This is a genomic window from Actinokineospora sp. (assembly GCF_050699995.1).
Lineage (GTDB): Bacteria > Actinomycetota > Actinomycetes > Mycobacteriales > Pseudonocardiaceae > Actinokineospora.
Genome location: NZ_JBOHGC010000002.1, coordinates 1 through 26,157, shown reverse-complemented (window position 1 = coordinate 26,157; position 26,157 = coordinate 1). Strand labels below are relative to the sequence as shown.

Sequence of the window (26,157 nt, the reverse complement as noted above, 5' to 3'; positions counted from 1 at the left end):
CCCCATGACACCATGAGCGCCGTGACTCAGCTGACGCGCAGGCTTGGGACGGTGGACGCGATCGCCATCGGCCTTGGGTCGATGTTGGGCGCAGGCGTCTTCGCGGTGTTCGCGCCCGCAGCGGCCAGTGCGGGTGGGGCGGTCCTGTTCGCGCTGGTCATCGCAGGGTTTGTCGCCTACTGCAACGCCACCGCGTCCGCTCAGCTCGCGGCCGCCTACCCGGCTTCCGGTGGCACCTACCTGTTCGGGCGCGAAATCCTCGGGCCGTGGTGGGGGTTCCTCGCCGGGTGGGGGTTCGTCATCGGCAAGACCGCCAGTTGCGCGGCGATGGCGCTGACTTTCGCCGCCTACGCGGCGCCCGGCTGGGAGCGGCCGATCGCCGCCGCGGCGGTCGTGGTGCTGACGGTGGTCAACTGCTTCGGCATCACCCGGACCGCGCTGCTCACAAAGGTGCTCCTGAGCGTCGTCCTCGTCGTCCTGGTCGGCGCCGTCTCACTCGCGCTGCCCGCCGCGGTCCCCATGGGCGACTGGTTCACCCACGGACCGCTCGGCGTGCTCCAAGCCGCGGGGCTGCTCTTCTTCGCCTTCGCCGGTTACGCGCGAATCGCGACGGTGAGTGAAGAGGTCCGTGAACCGACCCGAACCATCCCCCGCGCCATCCTGGGCGCACTGGGCGGAGCGATGGCGGTCTACCTCGCGGTCGGCGTCACGTTGCTGCTCGTCCTCGGCCCCGACCGACTCGCGGGCTCCAAAGCGCCGGTGGCCGACATGCTGACCGTGGCCGGGCAACCTGGGCTGACCATCGCGGTCCGGATCGGCGCCGCGGCCGCCAGCCTCGGCGCGCTGCTGGCGTTGATCACCGGCATCGGCCGGACCGCCATGGCGATGGCCCGCAACCGGGACCTGCCGCCGTTCCTGGCCGCCGTCGACTCCCGCTTCGGTGTCCCCCGCCGCGCCGAGGTGGCCGTCGGCGCCACTGTGTGCGTGCTTGTGCTGGTCGCGGACCTGCGGGGCGTTGTCGGGTTCTCGTCGTTCGGTGTGCTCGTCTACTACGCGGTCGCCAACGCGAGCGCGTGCCGCCAGCAGGCGAGCGAACGTCGGTGGCCGCGGTGGCTCAACGTCGCCGGTCTAGTCGGCTGCGTCGTGCTCGCCCTGACCCTGCCGTTCGGCTCGGTCCTCATCGGCGCGGGTGTGCTCGCCGTCGGGCTGCTGGCCAGGCTCGCTATTCGGTCGTGACCTGGTTGAACGGCAGCTTCGGCTCGATCCACGGGAACACCACGAACATCAGCAGGGCGACCACCCCCGCGATCAACAGGAACGCGGTGATCGCGCGGACCGCCATCGGACCCGGCAGATGCCGCCAAATCCACCCGTACATCAGGAGGTCTCCTTCAACTCTGGCGGCCTGAACTCAGGATGGGCCGGGTCCTTCGCCCAGTGCTGGACGAACACAGCATGGACGATGAGGCGCTGGCGGTCGGAGAACCGCGGGTGACAAGTGGTCAGCGTCATCAGCGTGACCTGCTCGCCGACGCTGCCCTCGGCGCCCGGGCGGTGCGGGACGGGCTCGATGACCGAACTGTCCCTCGGGCTGACGATCTCCTGCCCGACCACCTCGTCATACGGCTCGCCGAGCGGGGCCACGCCCTTGCACCGCGGGTCGGACGCCTTCTCCGCCCACCGGCCCGCCTCGTCCTTCTTCGGCATCACCCGGTAGACGAACCAGCTGAACCGGGTCTCGACCACGATCGCGTCGCACGAGTTCAGCAGGTCGATGTCGTTGAACGGCGCGCCCTTGCCGACCCGGTGGCCCGCCACGGCGAAGTTGCCGGGCTGACCGGGGTACGCCGTGCCCTGGTAGTGGCCGGGGCCGACCTCCAGGGTCTTCTCGGTCGTGCCCTCGAGGATGGTGAACGCGTAGTCGCTGCCCAGCGCGGGGACGAACATCTTCGCGAAGCCCGCGCCCTCGCCCAGGCCGTCGAAGTGGTCGACCCGCTCCTGCTCGGGCGGGCCTGCCTTCCAGGTGTCCTCCAGCGCCGACGTGGCGTCCCGCTGCTTGCCCGCGGAAACCAGGTCGGTGACGTAAACCTCGTATACGACGAAAAGCAGCACCACGAGACCCGCCGTGATGAGTAATTCGCCAAGCCCGCGAACAACCGAGCGAACCCGATCGGAATCTCCCAAATCTGGGCCCTGACCAGGGCCGACCGGGGATTCCGCTGGGCTGTCGCCGCCGCCGAGCGTGCTCACGCGGGCTCCTCTCGCGGGTGTTGCCCGTCCACCCTCGCGCTAACGAAGTCAGAACGTTGGCGACTGGTGATTCGGCTACGTGCTCAGCTACGTTAACGTGTTGCATCGGCGGGAGTTGCGCCCATGCCTTAGAACAACCGCACCCAACGCTCCACGTCAGGCGAGGACAGCATGCCTAAGTCCAAGGTCCGCAAGAAGGACGTCTACACCGCGCCGAGCGATCGCCGCACGCCGGTGAAGGTCAAGTCAGCGGGACCGTCCCACCCGATTTACGTCGCGGTGATGCTCGGAGTGATGCTGATCGGCCTCGCGTGGCTGGTCGTGAACTACATCGCTGGTCAGAAGATCGGGTTCATGGCGGACCTGGGCAACTGGAACTTCGCCATCGGATTCGCGCTGATGATCGCCGGCCTGCTGATGACGATGCGCTGGCGCTGACCCGCGCCCACGGAGAGTCCTGCCGTTTCACCCCATCGTGTTCGGCGGGATACATCCATTCAGCCCACATGACTGAACCACATGGATGTAAGTCATCCCCAGTGTGGATAACTACTGTGGATAACCGTGCCAAACCTTGAACCCATGAGTTGGGCGCCCCAGCCCGCCGTCGTCGGCGTCGGCTGGGTCATGACCGCGCTCGCGCTGCTGGGCACCCTTTTCGTGGGCGACGTCCGAGGCACGATTCTGCTGGTCATCGCCACTTTCGCCGTGGGTTTGCCTTCCTTGTTCGGCACGGTCGCGCGGCCTCGGCTGGCCGCGGACCAGACCGGTGTCACCGTTCGGGGGCTGTTCGGCGCGCGGCACTGGTCGTGGGGCGAGGTCAACGTCCGCCTCGCCCGAACGCGCAGGCTTGGCCGAGAGAGCGAAGTCGTCGAACTCGACGCCGACAACGCCGAGGAGCCCGCCCTGGTGATCCTGGGCAGGCTGGACCTCGGAGCGGAGCCGCACGACGTCACCGACGCCCTGCTGCGTCTACGGACCTAGAGACGGGTCGCGTAGTAGCACTCGAGCGCGGTCGGGTTGACACAGAACACCTGGTCTTTGACCTGGGGCGTGCGCACCGCGAACAACGCGACCAGCACGACCACGACAGCGAGGACCGTCCAGATTTGGAGCGGCTGCCGCCGCGCGGACGGGGCGTAGACCATGCCCGCCGTGACCACCGCGCCGACGACCAGGCCGCCGAGGTGCGCCAGCAGCGAGATACCCGGCACGGAGACGCTGAACGCGATGTTCAGCGCGATGATCCCCAGCACGGACATCAACACGTGCTTGTCGCGCTTGAGCCGGATCACCGCCACGAGCAGGCCACCGAGCATGCCGTAGACCGCGCCGGAGGCACCGACGCTCCTGGTCTCGACGGCGTCGAACAGGTAGACCGTGGCACTTCCACCGAGCATCGACAGGAAGTACACCAGCGCGAACCGCAGCCTGCCCAGGAGCAGCTCGAGGTCACGCAGGAACCACAGGGCGACACAGTTGACGAGCACGTGCAGCGGTCCGTAGTGCAGGAATCCGCTGGTGATGGTGCGCCACCACTCGCCTTCGGCGATCGACGGCGAATAAGCGAGCAGCGCCGCGAAGAGACCGGACTGCTGGTTGTTGAAAAGGTCCCGGGCCAACGCGACCGTGATGACGAACATCGCCACGTTGACGGCGATGAGCGCGGGCACGAGGACCGGTTTGTCGGACAGCTCGGCACCGGCCACGGTGGTCGCCCGCCGCACCTCGCTGCGCCCCTGACGGACACAGTCGACGCACTGGAATCCCACCGACGCCTCGACGAGGCACTCCGGGCACGCGGGCCGGTCGCAGCGCGTGCAGCGCAGCCCGGTCTGCCTGCCGGGGTGACGAACGCAGGCGGGCAGGCCCGCCTGCGTTCCTGTCGGTTCGGGCGGAGTGGACACTCAGCCCTCGGAGCGCTCGATGGTGACCTTTTCGATCACCACGTCCGTGAGGGGCTTGTCGTTCGGGCCCGTCGCGGTGCGGCCGATCTCGTCGACCACGGTGCGCGATTCCTGGTCGGCGACCTCACCGAAAATGGTGTGCTTGAAGTTCAGCCAGGTCGTCGGGCCCACGGTGATGAAGAACTGCGAGCCGTTCGTGTTCGCCCCGGCGTTGGCCATGGCGAGCAGGTAGGGCTTGTTGAACTGCAGTTCGGGGTGGAACTCGTCGGCGAACTCGTAGCCGGGGCCACCGCGGCCGGTACCGGTCGGGTCACCGCCTTGGAGCATGAAGCCGTCGATCACCCGGTGAAAAATCGAGCCGTCGTAGAACGGTCCGGACTTGGAGCCCGACGCGTTCATCTTCGAATAGTCCTTGGTGCCCTCCGCCAAGCTGACGAAGTTTGCCACGGTCTTGGGTGCGTGGTCGGGGAAAAGGTTGATCCGGATGTCACCCTGCGAGGTGTGCAGGGTGGCCTTCACCTTCGTCCCAACGAGGGATGCGTTGCTGTCTGCCACCGCCCCATCGTGCCATCTTCGGCAGGATCTGTCGGGAAGGGGCAGGATTGATGGTCTGAATCAGTCCCACAATGAACGAGGTGAAGCCATGACCCGGGCCGGAGAGACGGTGGGCAAGGCCGTCGGTACCGGCTGGCGCGCGGCGCGCCAAGGTGCCGCTCGCGCCGGTGAGGCGGCTCAGACCGCCGAGCAGAAGCTGGCCGCGAAGGGTGTCGCGCCGAAGCAGATGGCCGAAGTGATCGCCGAGACCGCGCACGTCGCTCGGGACGAGATGGCCGCGCAGACCCGGCGCGCCCGCAAGCAACTGGCGAAGGCCGCGAAGCGGGCCAGCCAGTCCCTCGAGATTCCGGAGCAGGTGTCCGTGCCGGTCAAGCAGTTGAAGAAGGACCTGAAGCCGCAGGTCAAGGCCTACAAGAGCGAGCTTCGCGACCAGATCAAGGCAGCCAAGTCGGCGGCCAAGAAGGCCGCGAAGGACCCCGGCAACAAGCGCCGCAAGTGGCCGCTGTTCCTGCTGCTCGCCGCGGCGGGCGGTGTGGCCGCGGTGATCATGCGTGGCCGCTCGGAGCAGGCCCCGGCGGCGCAGACGCCCAAGCCGGAGCCCGTTCCCGCGCCGAAGCCGAAGCCTGCCCCCAGGCCGGAATCAGCCGAGCGCAACGGCCAGGCCAGCCCGGTCGAGCCGATCACGTCCGACAAGAACTAGGCGCGCACATGGAAGGTGGCCCCGCGCGGGGCCACCTTCCCTCGCGTCAGAGCCCCAGTTCGGTGACGACGGCCTCGACGATCCGCCGGGCCTTGATGGTCTGCGCCTGGTTCGAAGTGACCACGACGGCGACCTTGTCCTTGGCCACGGCGTACACGGCGCCCTTCTCACCCGAAAGGGAGCCACCTTTCCACCCTTGGGGTGACCGGGCCGGATCAGACGTAGCCCGCGGTGCGGCCTCGTCGACGATCGCCGTGGCGACCGCGGGTTCACCGACGTAGATCCGCACAGTGAGCTGGACGGTCCCGTCAGGCCGGTAGAAGAAGCACGCCGGGTGCGGCTTGTCCGCGGAGATCCGCACCTTGGTCACCCGCTGCCCGTTGGCGTCGGCGACCGCGGCGGACTCAAGGTATGGGCACGGCCCATCAGCCACGGGCTCCGGCGCGGCAGGGGCTTGGGCGGATGCGGGCGCGACGGGGGTGCTCGCGGGCACCTCGACCGTCGAGTCCGGCACAGTCGACGTCACCGGCTTCACGGTGCACGCGCTGAGAGCGAACAGGGACGCGGCGAAGATCACAACTCGTCTCATGGCCCCGCAAGTCAACCAGACCGCCGAATGGCGCAGTGATCCGCCATGTTCCACGTGGAACATGACGCAAGGCGCGGTCTGCGGTCAAGGGGAAACACTTCCCACGGGCGAGGGCTCGAGCCGAATCTCGTGCGGCGGGTAGCAGTCGTTCCGCTCGGTGGCGATCTCCGATTCGGGCTAACCGATCCTCCTGGCTGGTGATCAGCAGCGACGCCGGGTCCAGGGTGAAGAAGCAGGGCGCCAGGTAGTGCGCACGGCGCCACCGAGCACGGCCGTCACGGCACGCCAGAACGACACGACGTCCAGCGCCTGCCCGCGAGTCGCACGCTCTCGGCCTGCGCCCGGCTCAGGGGGTCGGCGCCCGTGGGACCTAGCGTAAGTCCTGGTCAGGCCGAACAAATACAACAAATCTGGGATGGGCCACATCCGGTCGCTCCTAGCGTCGGTGGCGGAGACCCCCCCGACGAAGGAGTCAGCCATGACGACTTACAGCAGGCTCACCGCCACCAGCCAGATACTCGGCCCGGGCGAGGGTGAGATCCTCGGCGACCAGGCCGCGACCACCGACCGTTTCATGATCAACGGTGGTGAGAGTGACGGCCGTCTGGCACTGGTCGAGCACGGCCTGACGCCGCGAGCGCCGGCTGCGCCCGTACACCGCCGCAGCCGCGAGGACGAGTACAGCTATGTGCTGGCAGGCGAAGTCGGCGTGCTCCTGGGAGAGCGGGAGGTCGTCGGACGCCCGGGTGACCTGATCTTCAAACCGCGCGGACAGTGGCACACCTTCTGAACACCGGCGACGAACCGGCCAGGGTCTTGGGGATCATCACACCCGCCGGCCTGGATGACCTCTTCCGCGAGCTCGGCCCGCGCGTGGGCGGCATGACCCCGGACCTCGCCGAACTGGCAGGCCGCTACGGCTGCGACCTCGACTTCGACGCCACAATGCCGCTGGTGGAGCGGCACAGGCTGGCGTACTAGCGTCACCGGTGTCAACGGCAGCTGAATCTTGGCTCTGGGCACAGATTCCGTGATCACGCCCGGATGCAGCGGCGCTGGGCGTGCAGTTGCTCATGTTCCCGGTGGGATGCTCTTTGATCTGAGGGTTCTGTCCATAATGGACATCCCGAGCACCGAACCCGTGCGGCTACGCGCGTCCCACCCGGACCACCGACCTACGGGGATCACGACCGCCGTGCTCGCGTTGGCGGCCCCGGCCAGGTTAGTCGCAAACCAGACTGGCCGACCGCATAGACCTGGGTCCGCCTCGACTGACCGCGCGATAGATGGCGCTCTGTGCTTGATGGAATCGGCGCACCATCTCGTCGATCACAAGGCGTTGGTTGTCGAGATAGAACAGAACTGCCAGTCCGCGTCTTCGACACATTGTGCGTCATTCGGGAAGTGGTCGGTCGCCCCGTGCACGATCCAGCCGCGCTGGGTGAGCTGCTCGGCGACGCCGCGCCCAAGTCCTCGATCGAGGAAGAACTCAGGCGGCACGGGCGGTCCGGCAGATGGCCTCGACCTGTTCCCGAGTCATGTCGTACTCGTAGGCGACTGCCTCCAGCGGCTCCCCAGCGAGCCAGAGATCGACGACCGCGTCGACAGGGACCTTGGTCGACTGCACAACTGGGGTGCCCCAACCGAACCGCGGGTCGATGATGACGGGCGCCACATCGGGGTACTGCTGCAGCCGCAGAGTGCTGGCGAAGTTGTCGCTGGGATCCCAATCGATGAAGCGCAGGTGGCCGGTAATGATGTCGCGGACTGGGCGTTGCCCATCACCGACGCGGGCGATGTCGTCGTCGGCGTAGTGGATGAAGATGTCGATCCCGTCGGTGGCTATGCGCCTCGACGCAAGAGCGTAGGGGGTGTCGAAGTCTTTCCTGGTCTGCGCAGCGGCTTCGCGAATCTTCGACTTCGTGAAGCCGAGACCACGGTACGTCCGCAGGACGTACGCCTCGACCACGGCCGCGAAGGGCACCGAGGGCCAGCCTCGCTTTTCGGGCTCGACCTTGTGCACCAGCGGCTCACCGGCAGCTTCCTCGGCCAACCAGTAATAGACAGTCGACTCGGGGATGACCAGGTGCCGTGCGACGTCCTTGGGCGTCATGACCGGGTCCAAAAACCTATCGATCATGGACGCCACCTCCCCCACCGAACTCTGCCCTACCTGGCCACCAAAACAAGTGTGCGTGAGCGGACATTAGCGCACCAGTCCTTCCACGGCCTGATCTTGGACGCCTTGCCTGGAGACCTCGTCGGGCAGCCTGTCGACCAGGATTCGGAACCGGTTCAGGATGGGCTGGGCTTCGCCGGTCGTCGACTCGGCCAGGTACAAGGGGCGACCGGTGAGCGGGTCCAGACCTGCGGACACCTTCACCCGCTGGGCGTCACCGCGCCGCTCGATCGAGCCTACTGTGATGCCCATTGAACATCCGAGCGGGCGTTCCTGAAGCATTATTGCTGGTCAGATCGGTGGAGACGAGGGGAATCGAACCCCTAACCCCTGCCTTGCAAAGGCAGTGCTCTGCCAATTGAGCTACGTCCCCGTTCAGCGCGGCCCGCGGGCCGCGCCGTGCTGGGTCAGGCCTTCTTCACGCCGTTGTTGGCCGCGGGCGCGGTCGCCTCACGCCACAGGTCGGCTTCTGCCTTCGCCGAGCTTTTGCGGCGCACCACCAGGAGGACGCCACCAGCAATAGCGGCGAGCGCGAGAAGCTTCTTCACTTCGAATGCCTCCTTTGGCACTTCAAGTCAGTTCCACGCCACACCCGACGTGACCTAGCCCAGTCTGCCACAACCCGCCCTTCCACTACCCAAGACCCCGACAGCTCTCGATCACCCGTTCGTCACGGTGCCAGGCGTCAGATGGGATGATGGTGCATGCGGGTGTCGTGGCGTCATGGTGTCGCGCTGGTGGCGTGTGCGGCGCTGCTGCTGGTGCCGGTTCCCGAGGCGAGGCCCGCGCCGCCTGAGGTGATCTACCACAACGCGGTGCTGCTCACCATGGAGGCGGCGCAGCCCCGGGCCGAGGCGATCGCGATCCGCGAGGGGCGAATCCTGGCGGTCGGTGACGATGGCAGTGTCCTGGCGCTGCGGAAAGACTCGACGCGTGTGGTGGATCTCGGTGGTCGGACCGTGTTGCCGGGTTTCATCGACTCGCACGCGCATGGGATTGGCGACGGGCTCATGGTGGGCCTCACCCCGTATTCGGCGATCGACGGCGCCGTGCGCCGGGGGTGGACCAGCATCAACGAGTTGTTCGTCAGCCAGGGGTGGTTGGAGACGCTGCGCGTGCTCGACGCTGCCGGAGAACTCCGGTTGCGTGTCAACGCCTACGCGCCGATGAACTTCGAGGAAGACAAGTTCGACACCTGGTACCTCGCGTACCAGCCGCGCCACACGTTCAGCCCGCAGCTGCGGTTGGCGGGCATCAAGCTGTTCCTCGACCACGACTGGGGCACCACGTTCCACTGGGACCAGCCCGACCTGGACGCGTATGTGGAGATCGCGCACCGCAGCGGCTGGCAGGTGGCGGCGCACACGGTCAGCGCCGAGGCCCTCGACCAGTTCCTGACGGCGGTGGCACGGGCCCAGGCCGCCCACCCCAACCCGGACGCACGCCACCGCGTCGAGCACGCCATCCAGATCCGCGACGACCAGCTCACCACGATGGGCGACCTGGGTTTGATCGCGTCCATCCAGCCTGGACTCCCCGGCGATCTGGCGGTGGAGGCAGGCTTCCCGGAGTTGGTGGCCCGTGGCCAGACCCGGTGGATGACCCGCTGGCGCGACTGGTGGAGAGCGACGTTCACACCATCGGCAGCAGCGACATGCCGTGGCCGGTGCTGGGTCTGGGTGACCGAGGCGCCGATCTGCCCCACGGATCACCCCTCGATGCGGTCCACCAGGCGGTGACCCGACAGAGCTACCTCGGCAGGCCGCCCGAGGACTGGCAGCTGGCGCAGCGCATCACGGTCGATCAGGCACTGCGCCTGTTCACGATCAACGCCGCACACGGCACCTTCGAGGAGCACGTGAAGGGCAGCCTGACCCCCGGCAAGCACGCCGATCTCGTGATCCTGTCGAACAACCCGACCACCGTCGCCGTGGACGCGTTGCCACACATCCAGGTGCTCACAACCGTCGTCGGCGGAAAGGTCGCACACTGCGCCAACCCCACCCTGTGCTGACCAATGTCGCGGTTCGCGCACCCGGCTAAAACTCAGGGCCGGCACGCGACTCGCGTACCGGCCCTGTTTGCTCTGGTGGGCCTAGGAGGACTTGAACCTCCGACCCCTTCGTTATCAGCGAAGTGCTCTAACCGCCTGAGCTATAGGCCCCTGGGAACGCGAGAAGGTTACCGCAGAGGGGTTCGCGGTCCCAAATCGGTATCCCCTTCCGCTTACTCGCGTTCGGCGAGGGTCACTTCGAGGCCGCCCGCGAGGTCGGCGGACACGTTGTAGATGAAGGCTCCGACGGTGGCCAGGGCGCTGAACAACACGATGTTGATCGCGCCGATGATCGCCGCGACGCCGAAGACGCGGCCCGCGCTGATGAGGTCGCCGGTGCTGCCGCCGTCGGTGCCCGTGTTGAGGAGTTCGCTGGAGATGCCGTTGAGCTTGTCCCAGACGCCCATGCCGTCGAGGACGGCGTAGAGGGCGCCGACGGCGACCAGCCAGACGAAGAACAGGGCGACGCCGAGGACCAGGGACAGCTTCAGCACCGACCACGGGTCGAAACGCTTGATCTGCAGGTTGGCCCGCCGCGGGCCCCGCCCTGGCCTGCGCAGGGCGCTGGGGGGCGGGGTGGTGCGGACGCCGGGGTCGAGGTGGACCGCGGTGCGGTGCGGGGCCTCGGGCTCCGGGTGGCCGCCGAACAGCCGTGACGCGGCGGTGCCGGTCACGACGGGACGCTCGTTCACCGGGGCGGCGGTGTGCGGCTGGTAGGCCGCTTCGGCGATCCCGTTGACCGGCAGCGCCTGGGTGGTGTCGCCGTCGGTCGACAGGGTGTCCGTGGTGTCGCCCGTGTCGCCGTAGGCCTCGTCGGCGGTGACCCGCTGCCACGGCGGCGGGTTGACCGAGGTGGTCTCCGGCGCCGGGGCGGCGGGTTCCGCCGGGGCGGGCTCGGCCACCGGCTCAACCTTGCTGGTCGCCACGGAGGCTCGCTCCTGCGCGGCCTGCTCCGGTGCGTTGGTGTCCGGCTTGTCGGGTGGTGTCACGAGCGGAATCCCCTAGGTCTGCGCGTTCGCATTACTCGGTCGGCGCCTCAGGCGCTTCTTCGTCGCCGTCGGTCTCGGCGACGCCTTCCGCGCTCCGTGCGATGGCTACCAGGGTGGTCCCTTCACCCAGGTTCATCAAACGGACGCCCTTTGTCTGCCTGCCTGCCTTGCGGACCTCGGCGGCCGTGGTCCGGATGACCCCGCCCGACGAGGTGATCGCGAACAGTTCGTCGTCGATGTCGACGATCACCGCTCCGACCAGCCTGCCACGACGCGAGTCGTACTGGACCGTGAGCACGCCCTTGCCGCCGCGCCCCTGCACCGAGTAGTCCTCGATGGGCGTGCGCTTGGCATACCCACCGTCGGTGGCCACCAAAACGAAGGTGCCCTCCTTCACCACGCCGAGGGTCAACAGCTCGTCCCCGGCGTTGAAGCGCATCCCGAGCACGCCCGATGTGGCACGGCCCATGGGGCGCAGGGCGTCGTCGCTGGCGTGGAAGCGGATGGACTGGCCACCCGCGGACACCAGGAGCAGGTCGTCTTCTGCGGAGCACAGGACCGCGCCGACGAGTTCGTCGTCCTCACGGAGGTTGATACCGATCAGACCCCCCGCGCGGTTGCTGTCGAAGTCGGAAAGCTTCGACTTCTTGACCAAACCGTCACGGGTGGCGAGGACCAGGTACGGCGAGACCTCGTAGTCCTTGATCTCGATGACCTGGGCGATCTGCTCGTCGGGCTGGAAGGCGAGCAGGTTCGCGACGTGCTGGCCGCGGGCGGCGCGGTTGGCCTCCGGCAGCTCGTAGGCCTTCGCGCGGTAGACGCGGCCCTTGTTCGTGAAGAACAGGATCCAGTCGTGGGTGGAGCACACGAAGAAGTGCTCCACGATGTCGTCCTGTTTGAGCGCCGCGCCCTGCACGCCCTTGCCGCCGCGTTTCTGCGCGCGGTACAGATCGGTCTTGGTGCGCTTCGCGTAACCGGTGCGGGTGATCGTGACGACGACGTCCTCGACGGCGATCAGGTCCTCGATCGACACCTCGCCGTCGAACGGCAGGATGCGGGTGCGCCGCTCGTCGCCGTGCTTGTCGACGATCTCCTTGAGTTCGTCGCGGATGATCTCGCGCTGCTTGACCGGGCTCTCGAGGATGGCCTGCAGTTCGGCGATGTAGCGCTCGATCTCGCCGAGCTCGTCGATGATCCGCTGCCGTTCGAGGGCGGCGAGCCTGCGCAGCTGCAGTTCGAGGATCGCGCCGGCCTGGATCTCGTCGACGTCGAGCAGCGACATCAGGCCGGTCTTGGCCTCGTCGGCCGACGGGGAGCGCCGGATGAGGGCGATGACCTCGTCGAGCATGTCGAGGGCCTTGGCGTAGCCGCGCAGGATGTGGGCGCGCTCCTCGGCCTTGCGCAGCCGGTAGCGGGTGCGCCGGACGATGACCTCGACCTGGTGCTTCACGTAGTGCCGGATGATCTGGTCGAGGCGCAGCGTGCGCGGTACGCCGTCGACCAGGGCCAGCATGTTGACACCGAAGTTGTGCTGCAGCTGCGTGTGCTTGTAGAGGTTGTTCAGCACGACCTTCGCCACGGCGTCGCGCTTGAGGCCGATGACGATGCGCATGCCGCCGCGGTTGTTCGACTCGTCGGCGATCTCGGAGATGCCGGTGAGCTTCCCGTCGCGCACGAGCTGCGCCATGTTCTCGATCAGGTTGTCCGGGTTGACCTGGTAGGGCAGCTCCGTGACGACCAGGATCGTGCGGCCCTTGGCGTCTTCCTCGACCTCGACGACCGAGCGCATCCGCACCGAGCCGCGGCCGGTCCGGTAGGCGTCCTGGATCCCTTGCGTGCCAAGGATAAGACCCTTGGTCGGGAAGTCGGGGCCCTTGATCCGGGCGAGCAGCGCCGCGAGCAGCTCGTCGTCGTCGGCGTCGGGATTCTCCAGCGCCCAGAACACACCGTCGGCGACTTCCCGCAGGTTGTGCGGCGGGATGTTCGTCGCCATACCGACGGCGATTCCGCTGCCGCCGTTGACAAGCAGGTTCGGGATGCGCGACGGGACGACGACCGGCTCTTCGGTCTTGCCGTCGTAGTTCGGCACGAAGTCGACGGTGTCCTCGCCGATGTCGCGCAGCATCTCCATGGCCAGCGGCATGAGCCGGGCCTCGGTGTACCTCATGGCGGCAGCTGGATCGTTGCCCGGGGAACCGAAGTTGCCCTGGCCGTCGACCAGCGGGTACCGCATGGACCACGGCTGAGCGAGCCGCACGAGGGTGTCGTAGATCGATGAGTCGCCGTGCGGGTGGTAGTTGCCCATCACATCGCCGACGACGCGGGAACACTTGACGTAGCTGCGATCCGGGCGCAGACCGGTGTCGAACATCGAATACAGCACCCGGCGGTGGACAGGCTTGAGGCCGTCGCGCACATCGGGCAGCGCGCGGCTGACGATCACGCTCATCGCGTAGTCGATGTAGGAGCTTTGCATCTCCTGCTGGATGTCGACCGGCTCGACCCGGTCCCCCGTCGGCGGCAGGGTTTCAGTCACGACGCAAAGTTCCTTTCATAGCTTCCATCCGGGTGATCATGTGGGGACCGATCACACGTCGAGGAATCGAACGTCCTTGGCGTTGCGGGTGATGAAGGACCGGCGGGCCTCGACGTCCTCACCCATCAGCACGCTGAACAACTCGTCCGCGGTGGCGGCGTCGTCCAGGGTGACCTGGAGCAACAGTCGGTGCGCCGGGTCCATCGTGGTCTCCCACAGCTCGTTGGCGTTCATCTCGCCAAGACCCTTGTAGCGCTGGATGCCGTCTTCTTTGTTGATCTTCTTGCCCGCCGCGAGACCGGCTTCGAGCACGCCGTCCCGCTCGCGGTCGGAGTAGGCGTACTCCGGCTCGGCGCGCTGCCACTTGATCTTGTAAAGCGGGGGCTGGGAGAGGTAGACGTGCCCGTGTTCGATCAGCCCGCGCATGAAGCGGAACAGCAGGGTCAGCAGCAGGGTGGTGATGTGCTTGCCGTCGACGTCGGCGTCGGCCATCAGCACGACCTTGTGGTAGCGCAGCTTGCTGACGTCGAAGTCTTCCTGGATGCCGGTGCCCAGGGCCGTGATCAGGCTCTGGACCTCGGTGTTCTTGAGCACCCGGTCGATCCGGGCCTTCTCCACGTTGATGATCTTTCCGCGGATCGGCAGGATCGCCTGGAAGCGGGACTCGCGGCCTTCCTTGGCCGAGCCGCCCGCGGAGTCGCCCTCGACGATGTAGAGCTCGCACTCCTCCGGATTGGTGGAGCGACAGTCCTTGAGCTTGCCGGGCAGGCCGCCGATGTCGAGGGCGCCCTTGCGGCGGACCAGTTCGCGGGCCTTGCGGGCCGCCATCCGGGCCTGCGCGGAGCCGACCGACTTCGTGACGATCGTCTTCGCCTCGACCGGGTTGCGCTCGAACCAGTCGGCGAGCCACTCGTTGCAGGTCTGCTGGACGAACGTCTTGGCCTCGGTGTTGCCGAGCTTCTGCTTGGTCTGGCCCTCGAACTGCGGCTCGGCCAGCTTGATCGACACGATCGCGGCCAGGCCCTCGCGGACGTCCTCACCGCTGAGGTTCGCGTCCTTCTCCTTGAGGAGCTTCTTGTCGCGCGCGTAGACGTTGACCACTCGGGTCAGCGCGGCGCGGAAGCCCTCTTCGTGTGTGCCGCCCTCGGGCGTGTTGATCGTGTTGGCGAAGGTGTAGACCGACTCGCTGTAGCCGGTGTTCCACTGCATCGCGACCTCGACCTCGATGCCCTTGCCCTTGGCCTCGAACGCGACGACCTTCTTGTGCAGGGCCTCGCGCGCGTGGTTGATGTGCTTGACGAAGTCCTCGAGGCCACCCGGGTAGCAGTAGGTGCGCTCCTTGACGCGGGCCGCGAGGCCGCTCGCGTCGGCCTCGGAGTCCTCGTCGGAGACGCGCTCATCGCGCAGAACGATGGTGAGTCCCTTGTTCAGGAACGCCATCTCCTGCAGGCGGCGGGCGACCGTCTCCGCGTTGTACTCGGTGGTCTCGAAAATCGTGGGGTCGGCCCAGAAGGTGATCGACGTCCCGGTCTCGCGGGTCGGCTCACCCTGCTGGACCGGGGTGACCGGCTTGGTGTCCTCGTAGCGCTGGCGCCAGACGTGGCCGTCGGTCTTGATCTCGGCCTCAAGCACCCGGGACAGGGCGTTGACCACGGAGATGCCGACACCGTGCAGACCGCCGGAGACCGCGTAACTCTCGCTGTCGAACTTGCCGCCCGCGTGCAGCATGGTCATGACGACCTCAAGGGTGGAGCGCTTCTCCTCCGGGTGCTCACCGACTGGGATGCCACGGCCGTCGTCGACGACGCGCACGCCGCCGTCAGCCAGGAGGGTGACCTCGACCTTGGTCGCGTGACCCGCCATCGCCTCGTCGACCGAGTTGTCGACGACCTCCCAGATCAGGTGGTGCAGGCCGCGCTCACCCGTGGAACCGATGTACATACCGGGCCGGAGCCGGACCGCCTCCAACCCCTTGAGGACGGAGATCGAGCCAGCGCCGTACGAGTTTTCCTGCTTGTTGGCTGCCACGTGCTCGGTGTCTCCTCGTGCGTCGGATCGACTGCGACGGCGGTGCGCGGACCTCGCCCTGCGCACCCCTCGTCACATACTACTGGTGCGGTCGTCCAGAACCGGGTCAAGGACACCCCTGGTTGAGTCACAGGGCGGCCGATGAGATCGGGCACGGGTCCCGACGCCATCCCGGAGATCTCGACCCGCGACACTCAGCCGTAGGTGTCTCGCGGACCTCGGCCGGAAACGTGCCTTGGTCCATAGCGCCAACTGGGCGCGGTCGGGCCTTGGACTTTGAGTTTCTTGACGACTCCCTTGCCGACGCCCGCGGCGATCTGGCCGAGGAGTTGGCGTTGAAGCAGGCGAAGCTGAGTGGCCCAAGCCGTGGATTCGGCCGCGACGGTGAGTTCGCCGTCCTTGAGGGAGACCGGCTTGGCGTGTTCGGCGACTTCAGCGCCGACCAGGGCCGCCCACTTCCCGAAGACCTGGCCGCCCGCCAGGTGCTCGTTCCACCCGCGGTCGACCGCGAGCCGGGAGGCGAGCCTGCCCAGCGGCTGCGGGTCGCGGTCGTCGGCGCCGGGCCCTGACCAGCGGCGTCGACGGCGGGAGCCGGTGGATGTTCCACGTGGAACATTGCGGCCGCGCTGGCCGGCGCGTTTGACGTCGGCGGCCTTGCGGGCGGCGTCGAGGGCGGCCCGGGCAAGATCGGATCCGCGGAGCGGAGCGTTCTCACCCTCCGTAGTACCAGTGGATGAATTGTTTTCTCGACCACCCTGAAGTGTGAATTCATCCCCGGATGTGGCGGGCTTTACTACGCCGGACGGACGCTTAGTCACGGTGTTATCCACACTATCCACAGGTTTATCCCCAGATGTGGTGCCACGCACCTTGCTTGGGGTAACCGATCGTGGAGGGTCGTTAGGCCGAATGGTGCCGCCGAAGAGATCGTCAGACACGTCGTACCTCCCCGTCCGCCACGGAATACCGCGCCCCGGCCAGCTCGCTGGGCACATCTTCCTCCACCGCGGCGGTCACGAGGACCTGTTCGGCTCCTACGGCGACTTCGGCGAGTCGCTGCCTGCGGCGGCGGTCCAGCTCGGCGAAGACATCGTCGAGCACCAGGACCGGCTCACTGCCCTCGGACCGGAGCAGGTCGTAGGACCCCAGCCGCAGGGCCAGCGCGAATGACCAGGACTCGCCGTGGCTCGCGTACCCCTTCGCCGGCGCCTCGCCGAGGATCAGGTCGAGCTCGTCGCGGTGCGGTCCGACCAGGCTGACGCCGCGATCGAGTTCCGCCTCACGCCGCACGACAAGCTCGGCCAGGAGCGCGTCGGCGACCACCTCGATATCCGCGCGTTCGCCCTCGGGTGTTCCGTAGCCCTCGGGGAGGCTGCTCGCGATTCCGGCGCGGTACTCGATCTTCGCGGGACGCGATTCGGGAGCGACCCCCGCGTACGCGGCCGAGACCAGGGGCCCGATATCGGCGACCAGGTCGAGCCGGGCGGCGAGCAGATGGGCGCCGTGGGTCGCGAGGTGCCCGTCCCAGACGTCGAGCGTGGAGAGCGCGTCGGGATCGGCGCGGCGCGCGCGCCTGCTCGTCGCAGCACTCTTGAGCAGCGCGTTCCGCTGGCGCAGGACCTTGTCGTAGTCCGCGCGGACACCGGCGTAGCGCGGCGCGCGCAGTACCAAGAGGTCGTCCAGAAATCGGCGGCGCTCGCCAGGGTCGCCGCGCACGAGCGACAGGTCCTCGGGCGCGAACAACACTGTGCGCAGGATGCCCAGCACATCCCGGGTCCGCGGGACCGGGCCGCGGTTGACCCGGGCCCGGTTCGCCTTGCCGGGCGTGACCTCGAGTTCCACGGTCAGCTCACGGCCGTCGTTGACGACGGCCGTGCGGATGATCGCGCGCTGAGCGCCGTGCCGGACCAACGGCGCGTCGGACGCGACCCGGTGCGAGGACAGGGTCGCGACATATCCGATCGCTTCGACCAGGTTCGTCTTCCCCTCGCCGTTCGCGCCGACCAACACCGCTGGTCCCGGCTCCAGTTCCAGGTCGGCTAGCTCCCAGGAGCGGAAGTCGACGACCTGTAAGTGCCGGACGTGCACTACTTCACTTCGCCTGCCCCGGACGTCGGTCCGGCCTTGTGCACCGCGTGCCCGCCAAACTGGTTCCGCAGCGCCGAGACCGCCTTCATCGCGGGCGAGTCGGTCTGCCGCGACGCGAACCGGGCGAACAGCGCAGCGGAGATCACCGGCGCGGGAACCGCGTGGTTGATCGCCTCCTCGACGGTCCACCGGCCCTCGCCGGAGTCCTCGACGTAGCCGGTCAGCTCGGCCAGGCCCGGGTCTTCGTCCAGGGCCTTGACCAGCAGATCCAGCAGCCAGGACCGCACGACCGTGCCGCGGGTCCACGCCTTGAGCACCGCGGGCACGTCGGTGACGGCCTCCGCCGCGGTCAGCAGCTCGTAGCCCTCGGCGTAGGCCTGCATCAGGCCGTACTCGATGCCGTTGTGAACCATCTTCGCGAAGTGGCCCGCGCCGACGGCGCCCGCGTGCGCGAAGCCTTCCTCGCGCGGGCCCTCCGGACGCAGGGCGTCGAAGATCGGCATCGCCCGCTCGACGTCGGCATCGGCGCCGCCGACCATCAGGCCGTAACCGTTGTCCTTGCCCCAGATTCCGCCGGACACACCGCAGTCGAGGTAGCCGATCCCGCATTTGGCGAGGAGGTCGGCGTTGACGGTGTCGTCGGTGAAGCGCGAGTTGCCGCCGTCGATCACCAGGTCGCCCTCGCCGAGCAGGTCACCCAGTTCGGCAACCGTCTGCCGGGTCGGTTCGCCCGCGGGAACCATGACCCACACGACCCGCGGCGCGTCGAGCTTCGCCGCGAGGTCGGCGAGCGACTCCGTGTCGCTGACCTCGGGGTTGCGGTCGTACCCGACGACGTCGTGGCCCGATGCGCGAAGACGCTCGCGCATGTTGAAGCCCATCTTGCCCAGGCCGACCAGTCCGAGCTGCATGTGTGGAATCTCCTCGGTCGCGGGTCAGCCCGGGAGGCGGACCGGCATCAGCAGGTAGAGGTAGCCGGGGGTGACCTCGCCGTCCTCGCCGACCGGCTTGATCAGCGCGGGGCGGTTGGGGGTGGTGAACGACAGCTCGGCGCGGTCGCAGTGCAGCGCGGCCAGACCGTCCTGCAGGTAGCCCGGGTTGAACGCGATCGTCACCGGGTCGCCGGTGAACTCCACGGGCAGCTCTTCCTCGGCGCTGCCTTCGTCGTCGCCACCGGCGGACAGACGCAGACCGCCGTCGGAGAACTCGAGCCGCACCTGCGTCCCGCGCTCGGCGACAAGCGACACACGCTTGATCGCCTCGACGAGCGGGGCGACGGAGATGATCGCCGCGGACGTCTGCTCGGACGGGAGCAGCTGGCGGTACCGCGGGAACTCGGCGTCGAGCAGCCGGGTCGTCGCGCGGCGGCCGGAACCGGACAGACCGAGCAGACCGTCGCCGGGCGCGAGCGCGAGTTCGACCGTGCGCCCCGAACTGCCGAGCGCCTTGGCCGCCTCGGCCAGGGTGCGCGCGGGCACGAGCACCGCGGCGTCCTCGACATCGCCGGACGGCTTCCACTCGAACTCGCGCATCGCGAGCCGGAAGCGGTCGGTCGCCACGAGGGTGAGCTTGTCGCCCGCGATCTCGACCCGGACGCCGGTGAGCATCGGGAGGGTGTCGTCCTTGCCCGCCGCGACCGCGACCTGGCTGACCGCCTGGCCGAATACCTCACCGGCGAGCTCGCCTGCGTGCTGCGGCATCGCGGGCAGCTGCGGGTAGTCCTCGACCGGCATGGTCGGCAGGCTGAACTTCGCGTTGCCGCAAGTGATCGCCACCCGGGAACCGTCGACCGAGATCTCGACCGGCTGCGCGGGCAGGGATTTGGTGATGTCGGCGAGCAGCCTGCCGGACACGAGGGTCCGCCCACCGTCAGCGACTGTCGCGGGGATGCCGACCGTGGCCGACACCTCGTAGTCGAAACCGGAGACGGTGAGTCCTTCGGAGCCGTCAGCTGAACCGGCATCAAGGAGAACCCCGCCAAGGACGGGAACGGGAGGCCGGGACGGGAGGCTGCGCGCGACCCAAGCGACGGCGTCGGCCAGGCCGTCGCGCTCGACGCGGATCTTCATGGGAGTCCTTTCCAGGCCCGACCGGTCCCCCTCACCGATCCTGCGAGGCGGGTCCGTCGAGCTGTCCACGCTGTAGGGCCCAACCGTAGAGCGTGATCCGCGTCCGCGTCATCCGGGGCGGTGTGGCGGCGGGAGGCCGTGGAGCGAGCTGTCCCCAGATTTCGCCGACCCCTGTTTCTAGCTTTTTCTTTTCCTTTAGGGAGAACAAAGACAGCAGTAGTAATAGGTGCTGTGGATTGTGTGGACAACCCCCGTTGACGCAGGTCCGGGGCCGTGCCGGCCTGTGGGCAAGCCTGGGGTTGGACCGGTGGACAGATCGGGCCGTCGGTGGATGGTTTCGGGGGTCCCCAGATCCGTCCACAGGGGGGCCAAGTTGTCCACAGATCCCTCCCCAGATGTCGGTCGAGTTGTGCCCAGGCAGGCGTTCCGCCATCCACAGGGTTGTACACAGGCAAATCCCCCGTATCGGTGACGCAGACCACGTCATTTCGACGCTCGCAAGGTTTCTGGGGGGTGGGGACGGACGCTCCACCGCCCCAGAAAAGATGCGAACGGGCGGACTTGGAGGTCTGACCGGGTGGCGCCGCCTGTGCTGAGCGACGCGGCCCGCCGGGGTGACGGGTCGCCGGGCGGGCGGATCCGGCGAAGTTTTCTGGGGGTGTGGGCGGGCGTCCACGGCGGCAATAAAGATGTGGATGAGCGCGCGCCGGGAAGGTGGGAGTACCGGCGCGCGCCGCGGCTCGGTCGGCGGCTCGGGTGCTTCCGGGCGCATGTCCACCTTCTTGACTGGAGCCGTCACTACGACTGCCGACGATCCGACTGATCCAGCCACCGCGGCACTCTGCGACGGATGGCCGTCACGCCTTCGTCGGTGGCCGGCGTGCCCCACTGCTCCACCCACCCCACCTCCTGCCGTGCGCGGATGCTTCGCACGCCAGCCGAACCGTTTCCGGCGCCAGCCGACAGCTGTGCGCGTTCGGCCGGATCACACGTCATCCCTCAGCAGACGACGGCTCCCCGAAAAGCGCCGCGAACCTCACCAGCTCCCGCGCGACCAAGCCAGGCCGATAACCGACCTGCCGTAATCGGTGGCACCGATGAGGGCGTCCCGATCACTCAGCGGCGACCGACCAACGCCGAGCTCGATCGCCGAACCCGGCCGCTGAACCCGATCCCGAGATACGCGTGTCGAAGTTCGGGTGCCGACCGGTCGGGTCTGCTGGGCTCGGGTAGCCGAACTCCGTTGCCGGACTCCGGTGTACCGAGTGGTGCGGCGTCGATTCCGGGCAGCATGAAATCGGACCCCGAACTTGGGCGTTGCCGTGGTTGCGCATGCCAAATCACGGGTGCCGACCGCTCGGGCGCGTCGAACTCAGGTGTGCTGGTCGCTCGCTTGTGCCTGCTTGTCGCGCGGGCTTGTTGGGCGTGCGCCGGTGTTGGGGTGGTCTGGGCAAAGCACTTAAGCCCTTCGCGATCGTTGATCGTCGAAGGGCCGGGTGTTGCCAGCCTTGTCATTGGGTGCGTTCTATAGCCTCGCCCGCCTATCTCCGGGATACAGGGACAGGTATCGGTGCCCGCCGCAGCAGGCGCGGCTGTCAGCCACGCCCGCGGGGTGCAGGCGGGCGTTCAGCGGCGTCAGGCGCGTGCGCGCTGTTTGATGCGGGAGGTCAGTTCCTGGACCTGGTCGTAGATGCGCCGCCGCTCGGCCATCTCCTTGCGGATCTTCTTGTCCGCGTGCATGACCGTGGTGTGGTCGCGGCCGCCGAAGGTCTGGCCGATCTTCGGCAGCGACAGGTCCGTGAGCTCCCGGCATAAATACATGGAGATCTGGCGGGCTTGCGCAAGCGCTTTCGTCTTGCCTGGGCCGCACAGGTCGTCGATGGAGACACCGAAGTACTCCGCGGTCACGGCCATGATCGTGGGCGCGGTGATCTCCGGGGCCTGGGAGTCTGGAATCAGGTCGCGGAGGACTATCTCGGCGAGGGTGACATCGACCGGCTGGCGGTTCAGCGAGGCGAAAGCCGTCACTCGGATGAGGGCGCCTTCGAGTTCCCGGATGTTCGCCTCGACCCTGGCCGCGATGAACTCCAGGACCTCGGCGGGCGCGGCCAGCCGGTCCTGCGCGGCCTTCTTCCGAAGGATGGCGATGCGGGTCTCGAGTTCCGGGGGCTGGATATCGGTGATCAGGCCCCACTCGAACCTGGTCCGCAGCCGGTCCTCCAGCGTCTCGAGGCGCTTGGGCGGACGGTCGGACGACACCACGATCTGCTTGTTCGCGTTGTGCAGGGTGTTGAAGGTGTGGAAGAACTCTTCCTGAGTACCTTCCTTGCCCTCAAGGAACTGGATGTCGTCGACCAGCAGCACGTCGATGTCCCGGTAGCGGCGCTGGAACGCCACTTTCCGGTCGTCGCGGAGCGAGTTGATGAAGTCGTTGGTGAATTCCTCGGTCGAGACGTAGCGCACGCGCATGCCGGGGAACAGGCGCTGCGCGTAGTGGCCGACCGCGTGGAGCAGGTGGGTCTTGCCCAGACCGGACTCGCCCCAGATGAAGAGCGGGTTGTATGCGCGGGCGGGCGCCTCGGCGACGGCGACCGAGGCCGCGTGCGCGAAGCGGTTGGACGCGCCGATGACGAAGGTGTCGAAGGTGTACTTCTCGTTCAGCCGGGTCTTCGACGTCTGCGGCTGCGCGGGAGCGGTGAAGGGCTGACCGCTGGTCGTGGGCTGGCCGGTGAAGGTCGGCCAGATCTCGTGGACCGTGGCGAGCGCGTCGCCCTCTTCGTCGACCTCTTCGCCGTCGTCCTCGGCCTCGCCCGCGTACTGCGAGGCGGGCGGAGCTTCGACGGCTACGGCCATCGGGGCGTCCTGGCCGTCGGGCAGCTGGTCGACCGGGCCCGGGTGCTGCACCGGGGGTGCGGGCTTGGGCGGCGCGAGCGCGACATCGACCTTGACGGCGAGCGACACGGCGCGGCCGAGGCGGCGGGACAGGGCCTCGGTGATCGGCTCGCGCAGCGCGCGTTCGATGGCTTCCTTGGCGAAGTCGCTGGGCGCCGACAGCAGAGCGGTCCCGTCGAGAAGTCCGATCGGCCGGGTCATGCGCATCCAGGCGCGCTGCGACGGGGACAGTGTTCCCGCGGACAGCTCTCGAACTACTTGTTCCCAGACCACAGCCAGATTCAGCTGATTGTCGGACATCGGTGCCGCTCCCCTCCCCTCGTCGGCTTGTGGTCCAAGGCTGGTCCCGTCCGCGGGCGCCGTCAAACGTGCATCCACAGGGTTGTCCACAACTGTGCACGAAGGTACGGCGAACCGCAGAGGAAACCCCCGGTGGGGGGTTCACGGTACTCAGTGGCTCGGCGACGACGGCTCAGCAGGGCTCCCATTCCCCGTCCGTCCAGCCAAGGGAACGCACGCTAACAAGGCGGGCCCGATGCCACAAGACGAGGTCGCAGGCAACAATGTGGACGACATCGGCGTGTCGCCGAGCGGTCGCCCCGCGTCGACGACAGGCCCCGGGTTTGGCCCGGCTCGACCCAGTGCGTACCCTCATAAGGTCTCCCGCTTGCGGCGGGCGAGTTCTGCGTGCCCGTCACTGGTTGTCGCGCGAGTTCGTCCAGCCGTGCCCGGCAGGGGGCGCGAGACAAGAACTCAGCCGGAACCACCTGGCCAGCAAGTATCGGGAGAACGAGCCGTGAGCAAGCGCACCTTCCAGCCGAACAACCGTCGTCGGGCCAAGACCCACGGCTTCCGTCTGCGTATGCGGACCCGCGCGGGCCGCGCGATCATCGCGTCCCGTCGTCGGCAGGGCCGCAAAGAGCTGTCGGCCTGATTCCAGGCCGCCGTGCTCCCCGCGGCCGCTCGGCTGACCAGCAGCGCGGACTTCCAACGGGTGACCCGGAAAGGTCGCCGTGCTGGACGTCCCCGTCTCGTGGTGCATGCCGTGACGGAGCGGATGCAAGCGACTACCGAAGCCGACCCTTGTGCGGAGCGGGACACCGTGCCGCCGAGGGTCGGTTTTGTCGTGAGTAAGGCTGTGGGCAACTCGGTGGTCCGCCACCGCGTCGCGCGCAGGCTCCGGCACGTCGCGGGTGCCCGGCTCGGAACTCTCCCGGCCGGTACCGCGTTGGTTGTTAGGGCTCTCCCCCCGGCGGCAGGCGCGACGAGTGCCGAACTAGGCCAGGACTTCGACGCCGCGATCCGCAAACTGCGATTGATCGCGGATGACAGTGGTGGTGACCGGTGAAGCAGGCAACGGCGGTACGCGGCGAAGTCGCGGCCGATCGTCCCGGCCCGGTCGCGCGCGTGCTGCTGGTTCCCGTGCACGTCTACCGGCGGTGGATTTCGCCGGTGCTCCCGCCCGCATGCCGCTTCTATCCGAGCTGCAGCGCGTACGCCGTCGAGGCGTTGACCGTCCACGGTGCGGTGCGCGGCTCGTGGCTCGCGTTACGCAGACTGTTGCGGTGTGGTCCGTGGCACCCAGGCGGCCTTGACCCCGTGCCGCCCCGAAAGCCGAAGAACGAGTCCGGGTCCCCTAGCCCGGCCGAACCGAATGTTGCCGAGGAGTAGTCCGTGCTCGATTTCATCTACTACCCGGTGTCCTTCATCCTCTGGTGTTGGCACTGGGTCTTCGGCCACGTGTTCGGCGAGGCGAGCGCCGTCTCCTGGGCGTTGGGCATCGTGTTCCTGGTCTTCACACTGCGGGCGATCATGTACAAGCCCACGGTCAAGCAGGTGCGCTCCATGCGGAAGATGCAGGAGTTCGCGCCCGAGATCAAGAAGCTGCAGACGAAGTACAAGAACGACAAGCAGAAGATGCAGCAGGAGATGCAGAAGCTGCAGCAGCAGCACGGCGTCAACCCGCTGGGTGGCTGTCTGCCGATGCTGCTGCAGATCCCGGTCTTCCTCGGTCTGTTCCACGTGCTCCGCTCGTTCGGCAACAGCCCCACGGAGAACTACTTCTTCGACGGTCGAGGTGTCGACTCTTACCTCAAGGCCGACCTCTTCGGTGCGCGTCTGGGTAACTGGATCACTGAGCCGGCTGCTGAGCTCGCGAGGTTCGATGTCTCCCGTGGCGCGGTCATCGCTGTCGCCGTCCCGCTGATGATCGCGGCGAGCATCCTGACCCACCTCACCGCGCGGCACTCGGTGGCTCGGCAGAACCCGGAGTCGGCCACCCCGCAGACCGCGATGATGAACAAGCTGACGCTGTACATGTTCCCGCTGGGCGTGCTCATCGGTGGCTTCTTCTTCCCGATCGGTTTGCTCATGTACTGGCTGAGCAACAACGGGTGGACGCTGGCGCAGCAGCACTTCGTGTACCGCAAGATCGACGCGGAGGAAGAGGAGAAGAAGGCCGCGGTCATCGAGAAGCGCAACGCGCTGGCTCCGAAGCCCGGCCAGAAGCCCGCGGCCAAGAAGCGTCCCGCCGGCCCGGCAGCTTCCACCGCCTCGACCACTCCGAAGCCCGCTGCTTCGACGGAGAAGCCGGCCGTCACGCCGCAGCCGCCCGCCGATAACGGCACCGAGATTCCCGGTCTGATCTCAGACCGATCCCGTAGCAAGAAGTCAGGTCGCAAGAACCGCTGAGGCGTTGCTGGACCTGGAGAGGAGAAACCGTGCCGGAGACGGTGCAGGAGTCCGAGAAGACCGTTGTCGAGGTTGAGGGCGGGGAAACCCCGGCCGAGGGTGCGACCGAGACCAGCGGGCGTGGGTCGACAGAGGAGCTGTTGGTCCAGGAAGGCGACATCGCCGGGGACTACCTGGAGCGGCTGCTCGACATCCTCGACTACGACGGCGACATCGACCTCGACGTCGAGGCCAGCCGCGCGGTCGTGAGCATCGACGGCGGTGAGGACCTGGAGAAGCTGGTGGGTCCCCGCGGCACGGTGCTCGAGTCGCTGCAGGAACTGACGCGACTGGCGGTGCAGCAGGAGACGGGCACGCGCAGCAGGCTGATGCTTGACGTTGCGGGCTGGCGCTCCGACCGCCGCGAGGAACTCCGCGACCTCGGCCGCGCGACGGCGCAGAAGGTCCTGGAGAGCGGCGAGCGGGTGCGGCTGCAGCCGATGACGCCGTTCGAGCGCAAGGTCGTCCACGACGCGGTTGCGTCGGTGAAGGGCGTCCACAGCGAGAGCGAGGGCGAAGACCCCCGCCGGCGTGTGGTGGTCTTCCCGCAGTAGTCGTTTGATTTGAAAGGCGCGGCCCGTCGATGACGGGC

30 protein-coding genes and 2 tRNA genes are annotated in these 26,157 nt (G+C 67.8%); 13 read left to right on the top strand and 19 right to left on the bottom strand.

Annotated elements, in window-relative coordinates; translation table 11 throughout:
* Nucleotides 1-12: 12 nt before the first annotated feature.
* Nucleotides 13-1,236, top strand: coding sequence for an APC family permease (locus tag ACRDSQ_RS00290; protein ID WP_431417712.1), 1,224 nt, complete (start codon nucleotides 13-15; stop codon nucleotides 1,234-1,236).
* Here the strand turns inward: ACRDSQ_RS00290 and ACRDSQ_RS00285 are convergent.
* Nucleotides 1,223-1,378 (bottom strand): hypothetical protein, encoded by a 156-nt coding sequence (locus tag ACRDSQ_RS00285; RefSeq protein ID WP_431417709.1) that lies wholly within the window; start codon nucleotides 1,376-1,378, stop codon nucleotides 1,223-1,225. The two genes, ACRDSQ_RS00290 and ACRDSQ_RS00285, sit on opposite strands and share 14 nt — an antisense overlap.
* Entirely contained in the window at nucleotides 1,378-2,184 is an 807-nt protein-coding gene (locus tag ACRDSQ_RS00280) for a class E sortase (protein ID WP_431417732.1), read from the bottom strand. The genes ACRDSQ_RS00285 and ACRDSQ_RS00280 overlap by 1 nt, the downstream gene beginning before the upstream one ends.
* Before the next feature lie 237 nt (nucleotides 2,185-2,421).
* Between ACRDSQ_RS00280 and crgA the strand changes: the two genes are divergently transcribed.
* Together crgA and ACRDSQ_RS00270 are read left to right on the top strand one after the other, a co-directional pair.
* The gene (gene crgA / locus ACRDSQ_RS00275) at nucleotides 2,422-2,688 is read left to right on the top strand and encodes a cell division protein CrgA (RefSeq protein ID WP_091383699.1); all 267 of its coding nucleotides are present in this window, start codon (nucleotides 2,422-2,424) and stop codon (nucleotides 2,686-2,688) included.
* A 144-nt stretch (nucleotides 2,689-2,832) separates the two neighbouring features.
* A complete protein-coding gene (locus tag ACRDSQ_RS00270) occupies nucleotides 2,833-3,234 on the top strand; it encodes a PH domain-containing protein (RefSeq protein ID WP_431417707.1) in 402 nt (133 codons plus the stop codon).
* Here the strand turns inward: ACRDSQ_RS00270 and ACRDSQ_RS00265 are convergent.
* Nucleotides 3,231-4,157 (bottom strand): rhomboid family intramembrane serine protease, encoded by a 927-nt coding sequence (locus ACRDSQ_RS00265; protein WP_431417705.1) that lies wholly within the window; start codon nucleotides 4,155-4,157, stop codon nucleotides 3,231-3,233. The two genes, ACRDSQ_RS00270 and ACRDSQ_RS00265, sit on opposite strands and share 4 nt — an antisense overlap.
* The gene (locus ACRDSQ_RS00260; protein WP_431417704.1) at nucleotides 4,158-4,712 is read right to left on the bottom strand and encodes a peptidylprolyl isomerase; all 555 of its coding nucleotides are present in this window, start codon (nucleotides 4,710-4,712) and stop codon (nucleotides 4,158-4,160) included.
* Nucleotides 4,713-4,800: 88 nt separating this feature from the next.
* On the opposite strand from ACRDSQ_RS00260, the gene ACRDSQ_RS00255 reads away from it, so the two are divergent.
* On the top strand, nucleotides 4,801-5,412 hold the full coding sequence (locus tag ACRDSQ_RS00255; protein WP_431417702.1) for a hypothetical protein: 612 nt from the start codon (nucleotides 4,801-4,803) through the stop codon (nucleotides 5,410-5,412).
* A 46-nt stretch (nucleotides 5,413-5,458) separates the two neighbouring features.
* On the opposite strand, the gene ACRDSQ_RS00250 is transcribed toward ACRDSQ_RS00255, so the two are convergent.
* On the bottom strand, nucleotides 5,459-6,001 hold the full coding sequence (locus ACRDSQ_RS00250) for a DUF2020 domain-containing protein (protein WP_431417700.1): 543 nt from the start codon (nucleotides 5,999-6,001) through the stop codon (nucleotides 5,459-5,461).
* Between the two features lie 478 nt (nucleotides 6,002-6,479).
* Between ACRDSQ_RS00250 and ACRDSQ_RS00245 the strand changes: the two genes are divergently transcribed.
* A complete protein-coding gene (locus tag ACRDSQ_RS00245; RefSeq protein ID WP_431417698.1) occupies nucleotides 6,480-6,791 on the top strand; it encodes a cupin domain-containing protein in 312 nt (103 codons plus the stop codon).
* Nucleotides 6,776-6,982, top strand: a complete 207-nt coding sequence (locus ACRDSQ_RS00240) for a hypothetical protein (protein ID WP_431417696.1) — start codon at nucleotides 6,776-6,778, stop codon at nucleotides 6,980-6,982. Before ACRDSQ_RS00245 ends, ACRDSQ_RS00240 begins: the two co-directional genes overlap by 16 nt.
* A 348-nt stretch (nucleotides 6,983-7,330) precedes the next feature.
* On the opposite strand, the gene ACRDSQ_RS00235 is transcribed toward ACRDSQ_RS00240, so the two are convergent.
* The 5 genes from ACRDSQ_RS00235 to ACRDSQ_RS00215 all read right to left on the bottom strand — a co-directional run bounded on the left by ACRDSQ_RS00235 (nucleotide 7,331) and on the right by ACRDSQ_RS00215 (nucleotide 8,728).
* A complete protein-coding gene (locus tag ACRDSQ_RS00235) occupies nucleotides 7,331-7,501 on the bottom strand; it encodes a hypothetical protein (protein WP_431417695.1) in 171 nt (56 codons plus the stop codon).
* Complete coding sequence (locus ACRDSQ_RS00230) at nucleotides 7,491-8,141, bottom strand: DUF433 domain-containing protein (protein ID WP_431417694.1); 651 nt, start codon at nucleotides 8,139-8,141, stop codon at nucleotides 7,491-7,493. The genes ACRDSQ_RS00235 and ACRDSQ_RS00230 overlap by 11 nt, the downstream gene beginning before the upstream one ends.
* A 66-nt stretch (nucleotides 8,142-8,207) precedes the next feature.
* The gene (locus ACRDSQ_RS00225) at nucleotides 8,208-8,432 is read right to left on the bottom strand and encodes a hypothetical protein (protein WP_431417692.1); all 225 of its coding nucleotides are present in this window, start codon (nucleotides 8,430-8,432) and stop codon (nucleotides 8,208-8,210) included.
* A 48-nt stretch (nucleotides 8,433-8,480) separates the two neighbouring features.
* Nucleotides 8,481-8,553 (bottom strand) — tRNA-Ala (locus tag ACRDSQ_RS00220).
* Nucleotides 8,554-8,587: 34 nt separating this feature from the next.
* Nucleotides 8,588-8,728: a DLW-39 family protein gene (locus ACRDSQ_RS00215; RefSeq protein WP_431417690.1), complete on the bottom strand. Its 141-nt coding sequence runs from the start codon at nucleotides 8,726-8,728 to the stop codon at nucleotides 8,588-8,590.
* Between the two features lie 156 nt (nucleotides 8,729-8,884).
* Between ACRDSQ_RS00215 and ACRDSQ_RS00210 the strand changes: the two genes are divergently transcribed.
* Both ACRDSQ_RS00210 and ACRDSQ_RS00205 read left to right on the top strand, forming a co-directional pair.
* Nucleotides 8,885-9,919 (top strand): amidohydrolase family protein, encoded by a 1,035-nt coding sequence (locus tag ACRDSQ_RS00210; protein ID WP_431417689.1) that lies wholly within the window; start codon nucleotides 8,885-8,887, stop codon nucleotides 9,917-9,919.
* The gene (locus tag ACRDSQ_RS00205) at nucleotides 9,835-10,194 is read left to right on the top strand and encodes an amidohydrolase family protein (RefSeq protein WP_431417688.1); all 360 of its coding nucleotides are present in this window, start codon (nucleotides 9,835-9,837) and stop codon (nucleotides 10,192-10,194) included. Before ACRDSQ_RS00210 ends, ACRDSQ_RS00205 begins: the two co-directional genes overlap by 85 nt.
* A 73-nt stretch (nucleotides 10,195-10,267) precedes the next feature.
* Here the strand turns inward: ACRDSQ_RS00205 and ACRDSQ_RS00200 are convergent.
* From ACRDSQ_RS00200 to dnaA, 9 genes are all read right to left on the bottom strand, one after another.
* Nucleotides 10,268-10,344: transfer RNA gene (locus ACRDSQ_RS00200), tRNA-Ile, on the bottom strand.
* A 62-nt stretch (nucleotides 10,345-10,406) separates the two neighbouring features.
* On the bottom strand, nucleotides 10,407-11,222 hold the full coding sequence (locus ACRDSQ_RS00195) for a DUF3566 domain-containing protein (protein WP_431417687.1): 816 nt from the start codon (nucleotides 11,220-11,222) through the stop codon (nucleotides 10,407-10,409).
* Between the two features lie 31 nt (nucleotides 11,223-11,253).
* A complete protein-coding gene (gene gyrA, locus ACRDSQ_RS00190; RefSeq protein ID WP_431417686.1) occupies nucleotides 11,254-13,758 on the bottom strand; it encodes a DNA gyrase subunit A in 2,505 nt (834 codons plus the stop codon).
* A gap of 51 nt (nucleotides 13,759-13,809) precedes the next feature.
* Nucleotides 13,810-15,786: a DNA topoisomerase (ATP-hydrolyzing) subunit B gene (gene gyrB / locus ACRDSQ_RS00185; protein ID WP_431417685.1), complete on the bottom strand. Its 1,977-nt coding sequence runs from the start codon at nucleotides 15,784-15,786 to the stop codon at nucleotides 13,810-13,812.
* A 194-nt stretch (nucleotides 15,787-15,980) separates the two neighbouring features.
* Entirely contained in the window at nucleotides 15,981-16,604 is a 624-nt protein-coding gene (locus tag ACRDSQ_RS00180; RefSeq protein WP_431417683.1) for a DciA family protein, read from the bottom strand.
* Nucleotides 16,605-16,716: 112 nt separating this feature from the next.
* Nucleotides 16,717-17,874 (bottom strand): DNA replication/repair protein RecF, encoded by a 1,158-nt coding sequence (gene recF / locus ACRDSQ_RS00175; protein ID WP_431417681.1) that lies wholly within the window; start codon nucleotides 17,872-17,874, stop codon nucleotides 16,717-16,719.
* Entirely contained in the window at nucleotides 17,874-18,794 is a 921-nt protein-coding gene (gnd, locus tag ACRDSQ_RS00170) for a phosphogluconate dehydrogenase (NAD(+)-dependent, decarboxylating) (RefSeq protein WP_431417731.1), read from the bottom strand. The genes recF and gnd overlap by 1 nt, the downstream gene beginning before the upstream one ends.
* Before the next feature lie 15 nt (nucleotides 18,795-18,809).
* Nucleotides 18,810-19,943 (bottom strand): DNA polymerase III subunit beta, encoded by a 1,134-nt coding sequence (gene dnaN / locus ACRDSQ_RS00165; protein WP_431417680.1) that lies wholly within the window; start codon nucleotides 19,941-19,943, stop codon nucleotides 18,810-18,812.
* A gap of 1,635 nt (nucleotides 19,944-21,578) precedes the next feature.
* A complete protein-coding gene (dnaA, locus tag ACRDSQ_RS00160) occupies nucleotides 21,579-23,135 on the bottom strand; it encodes a chromosomal replication initiator protein DnaA (RefSeq protein WP_431417678.1) in 1,557 nt (518 codons plus the stop codon).
* 496 nt (nucleotides 23,136-23,631) lie between these two features.
* On the opposite strand from dnaA, the gene rpmH reads away from it, so the two are divergent.
* Genes rpmH through ACRDSQ_RS00135 form a run of 5 tightly spaced genes read left to right on the top strand, consistent with a single transcriptional unit; the run spans nucleotide 23,632 to nucleotide 26,119 of the window.
* Entirely contained in the window at nucleotides 23,632-23,769 is a 138-nt protein-coding gene (gene rpmH / locus ACRDSQ_RS00155) for a 50S ribosomal protein L34 (protein WP_091383715.1), read from the top strand.
* Between the two features lie 12 nt (nucleotides 23,770-23,781).
* Nucleotides 23,782-24,183, top strand: a complete 402-nt coding sequence (rnpA, locus tag ACRDSQ_RS00150; protein ID WP_431417677.1) for a ribonuclease P protein component — start codon at nucleotides 23,782-23,784, stop codon at nucleotides 24,181-24,183.
* Nucleotides 24,180-24,506, top strand: coding sequence for a membrane protein insertion efficiency factor YidD (gene yidD, locus ACRDSQ_RS00145; protein ID WP_431417675.1), 327 nt, complete (start codon nucleotides 24,180-24,182; stop codon nucleotides 24,504-24,506). Before rnpA ends, yidD begins: the two co-directional genes overlap by 4 nt.
* 3 nt (nucleotides 24,507-24,509) lie before the next feature.
* On the top strand, nucleotides 24,510-25,526 hold the full coding sequence (gene yidC / locus ACRDSQ_RS00140) for a membrane protein insertase YidC (RefSeq protein WP_431417673.1): 1,017 nt from the start codon (nucleotides 24,510-24,512) through the stop codon (nucleotides 25,524-25,526).
* 29 nt (nucleotides 25,527-25,555) lie between these two features.
* Entirely contained in the window at nucleotides 25,556-26,119 is a 564-nt protein-coding gene (locus ACRDSQ_RS00135) for a protein jag (RefSeq protein WP_431417671.1), read from the top strand.
* Nucleotides 26,120-26,157 lie beyond the last annotated feature (38 nt).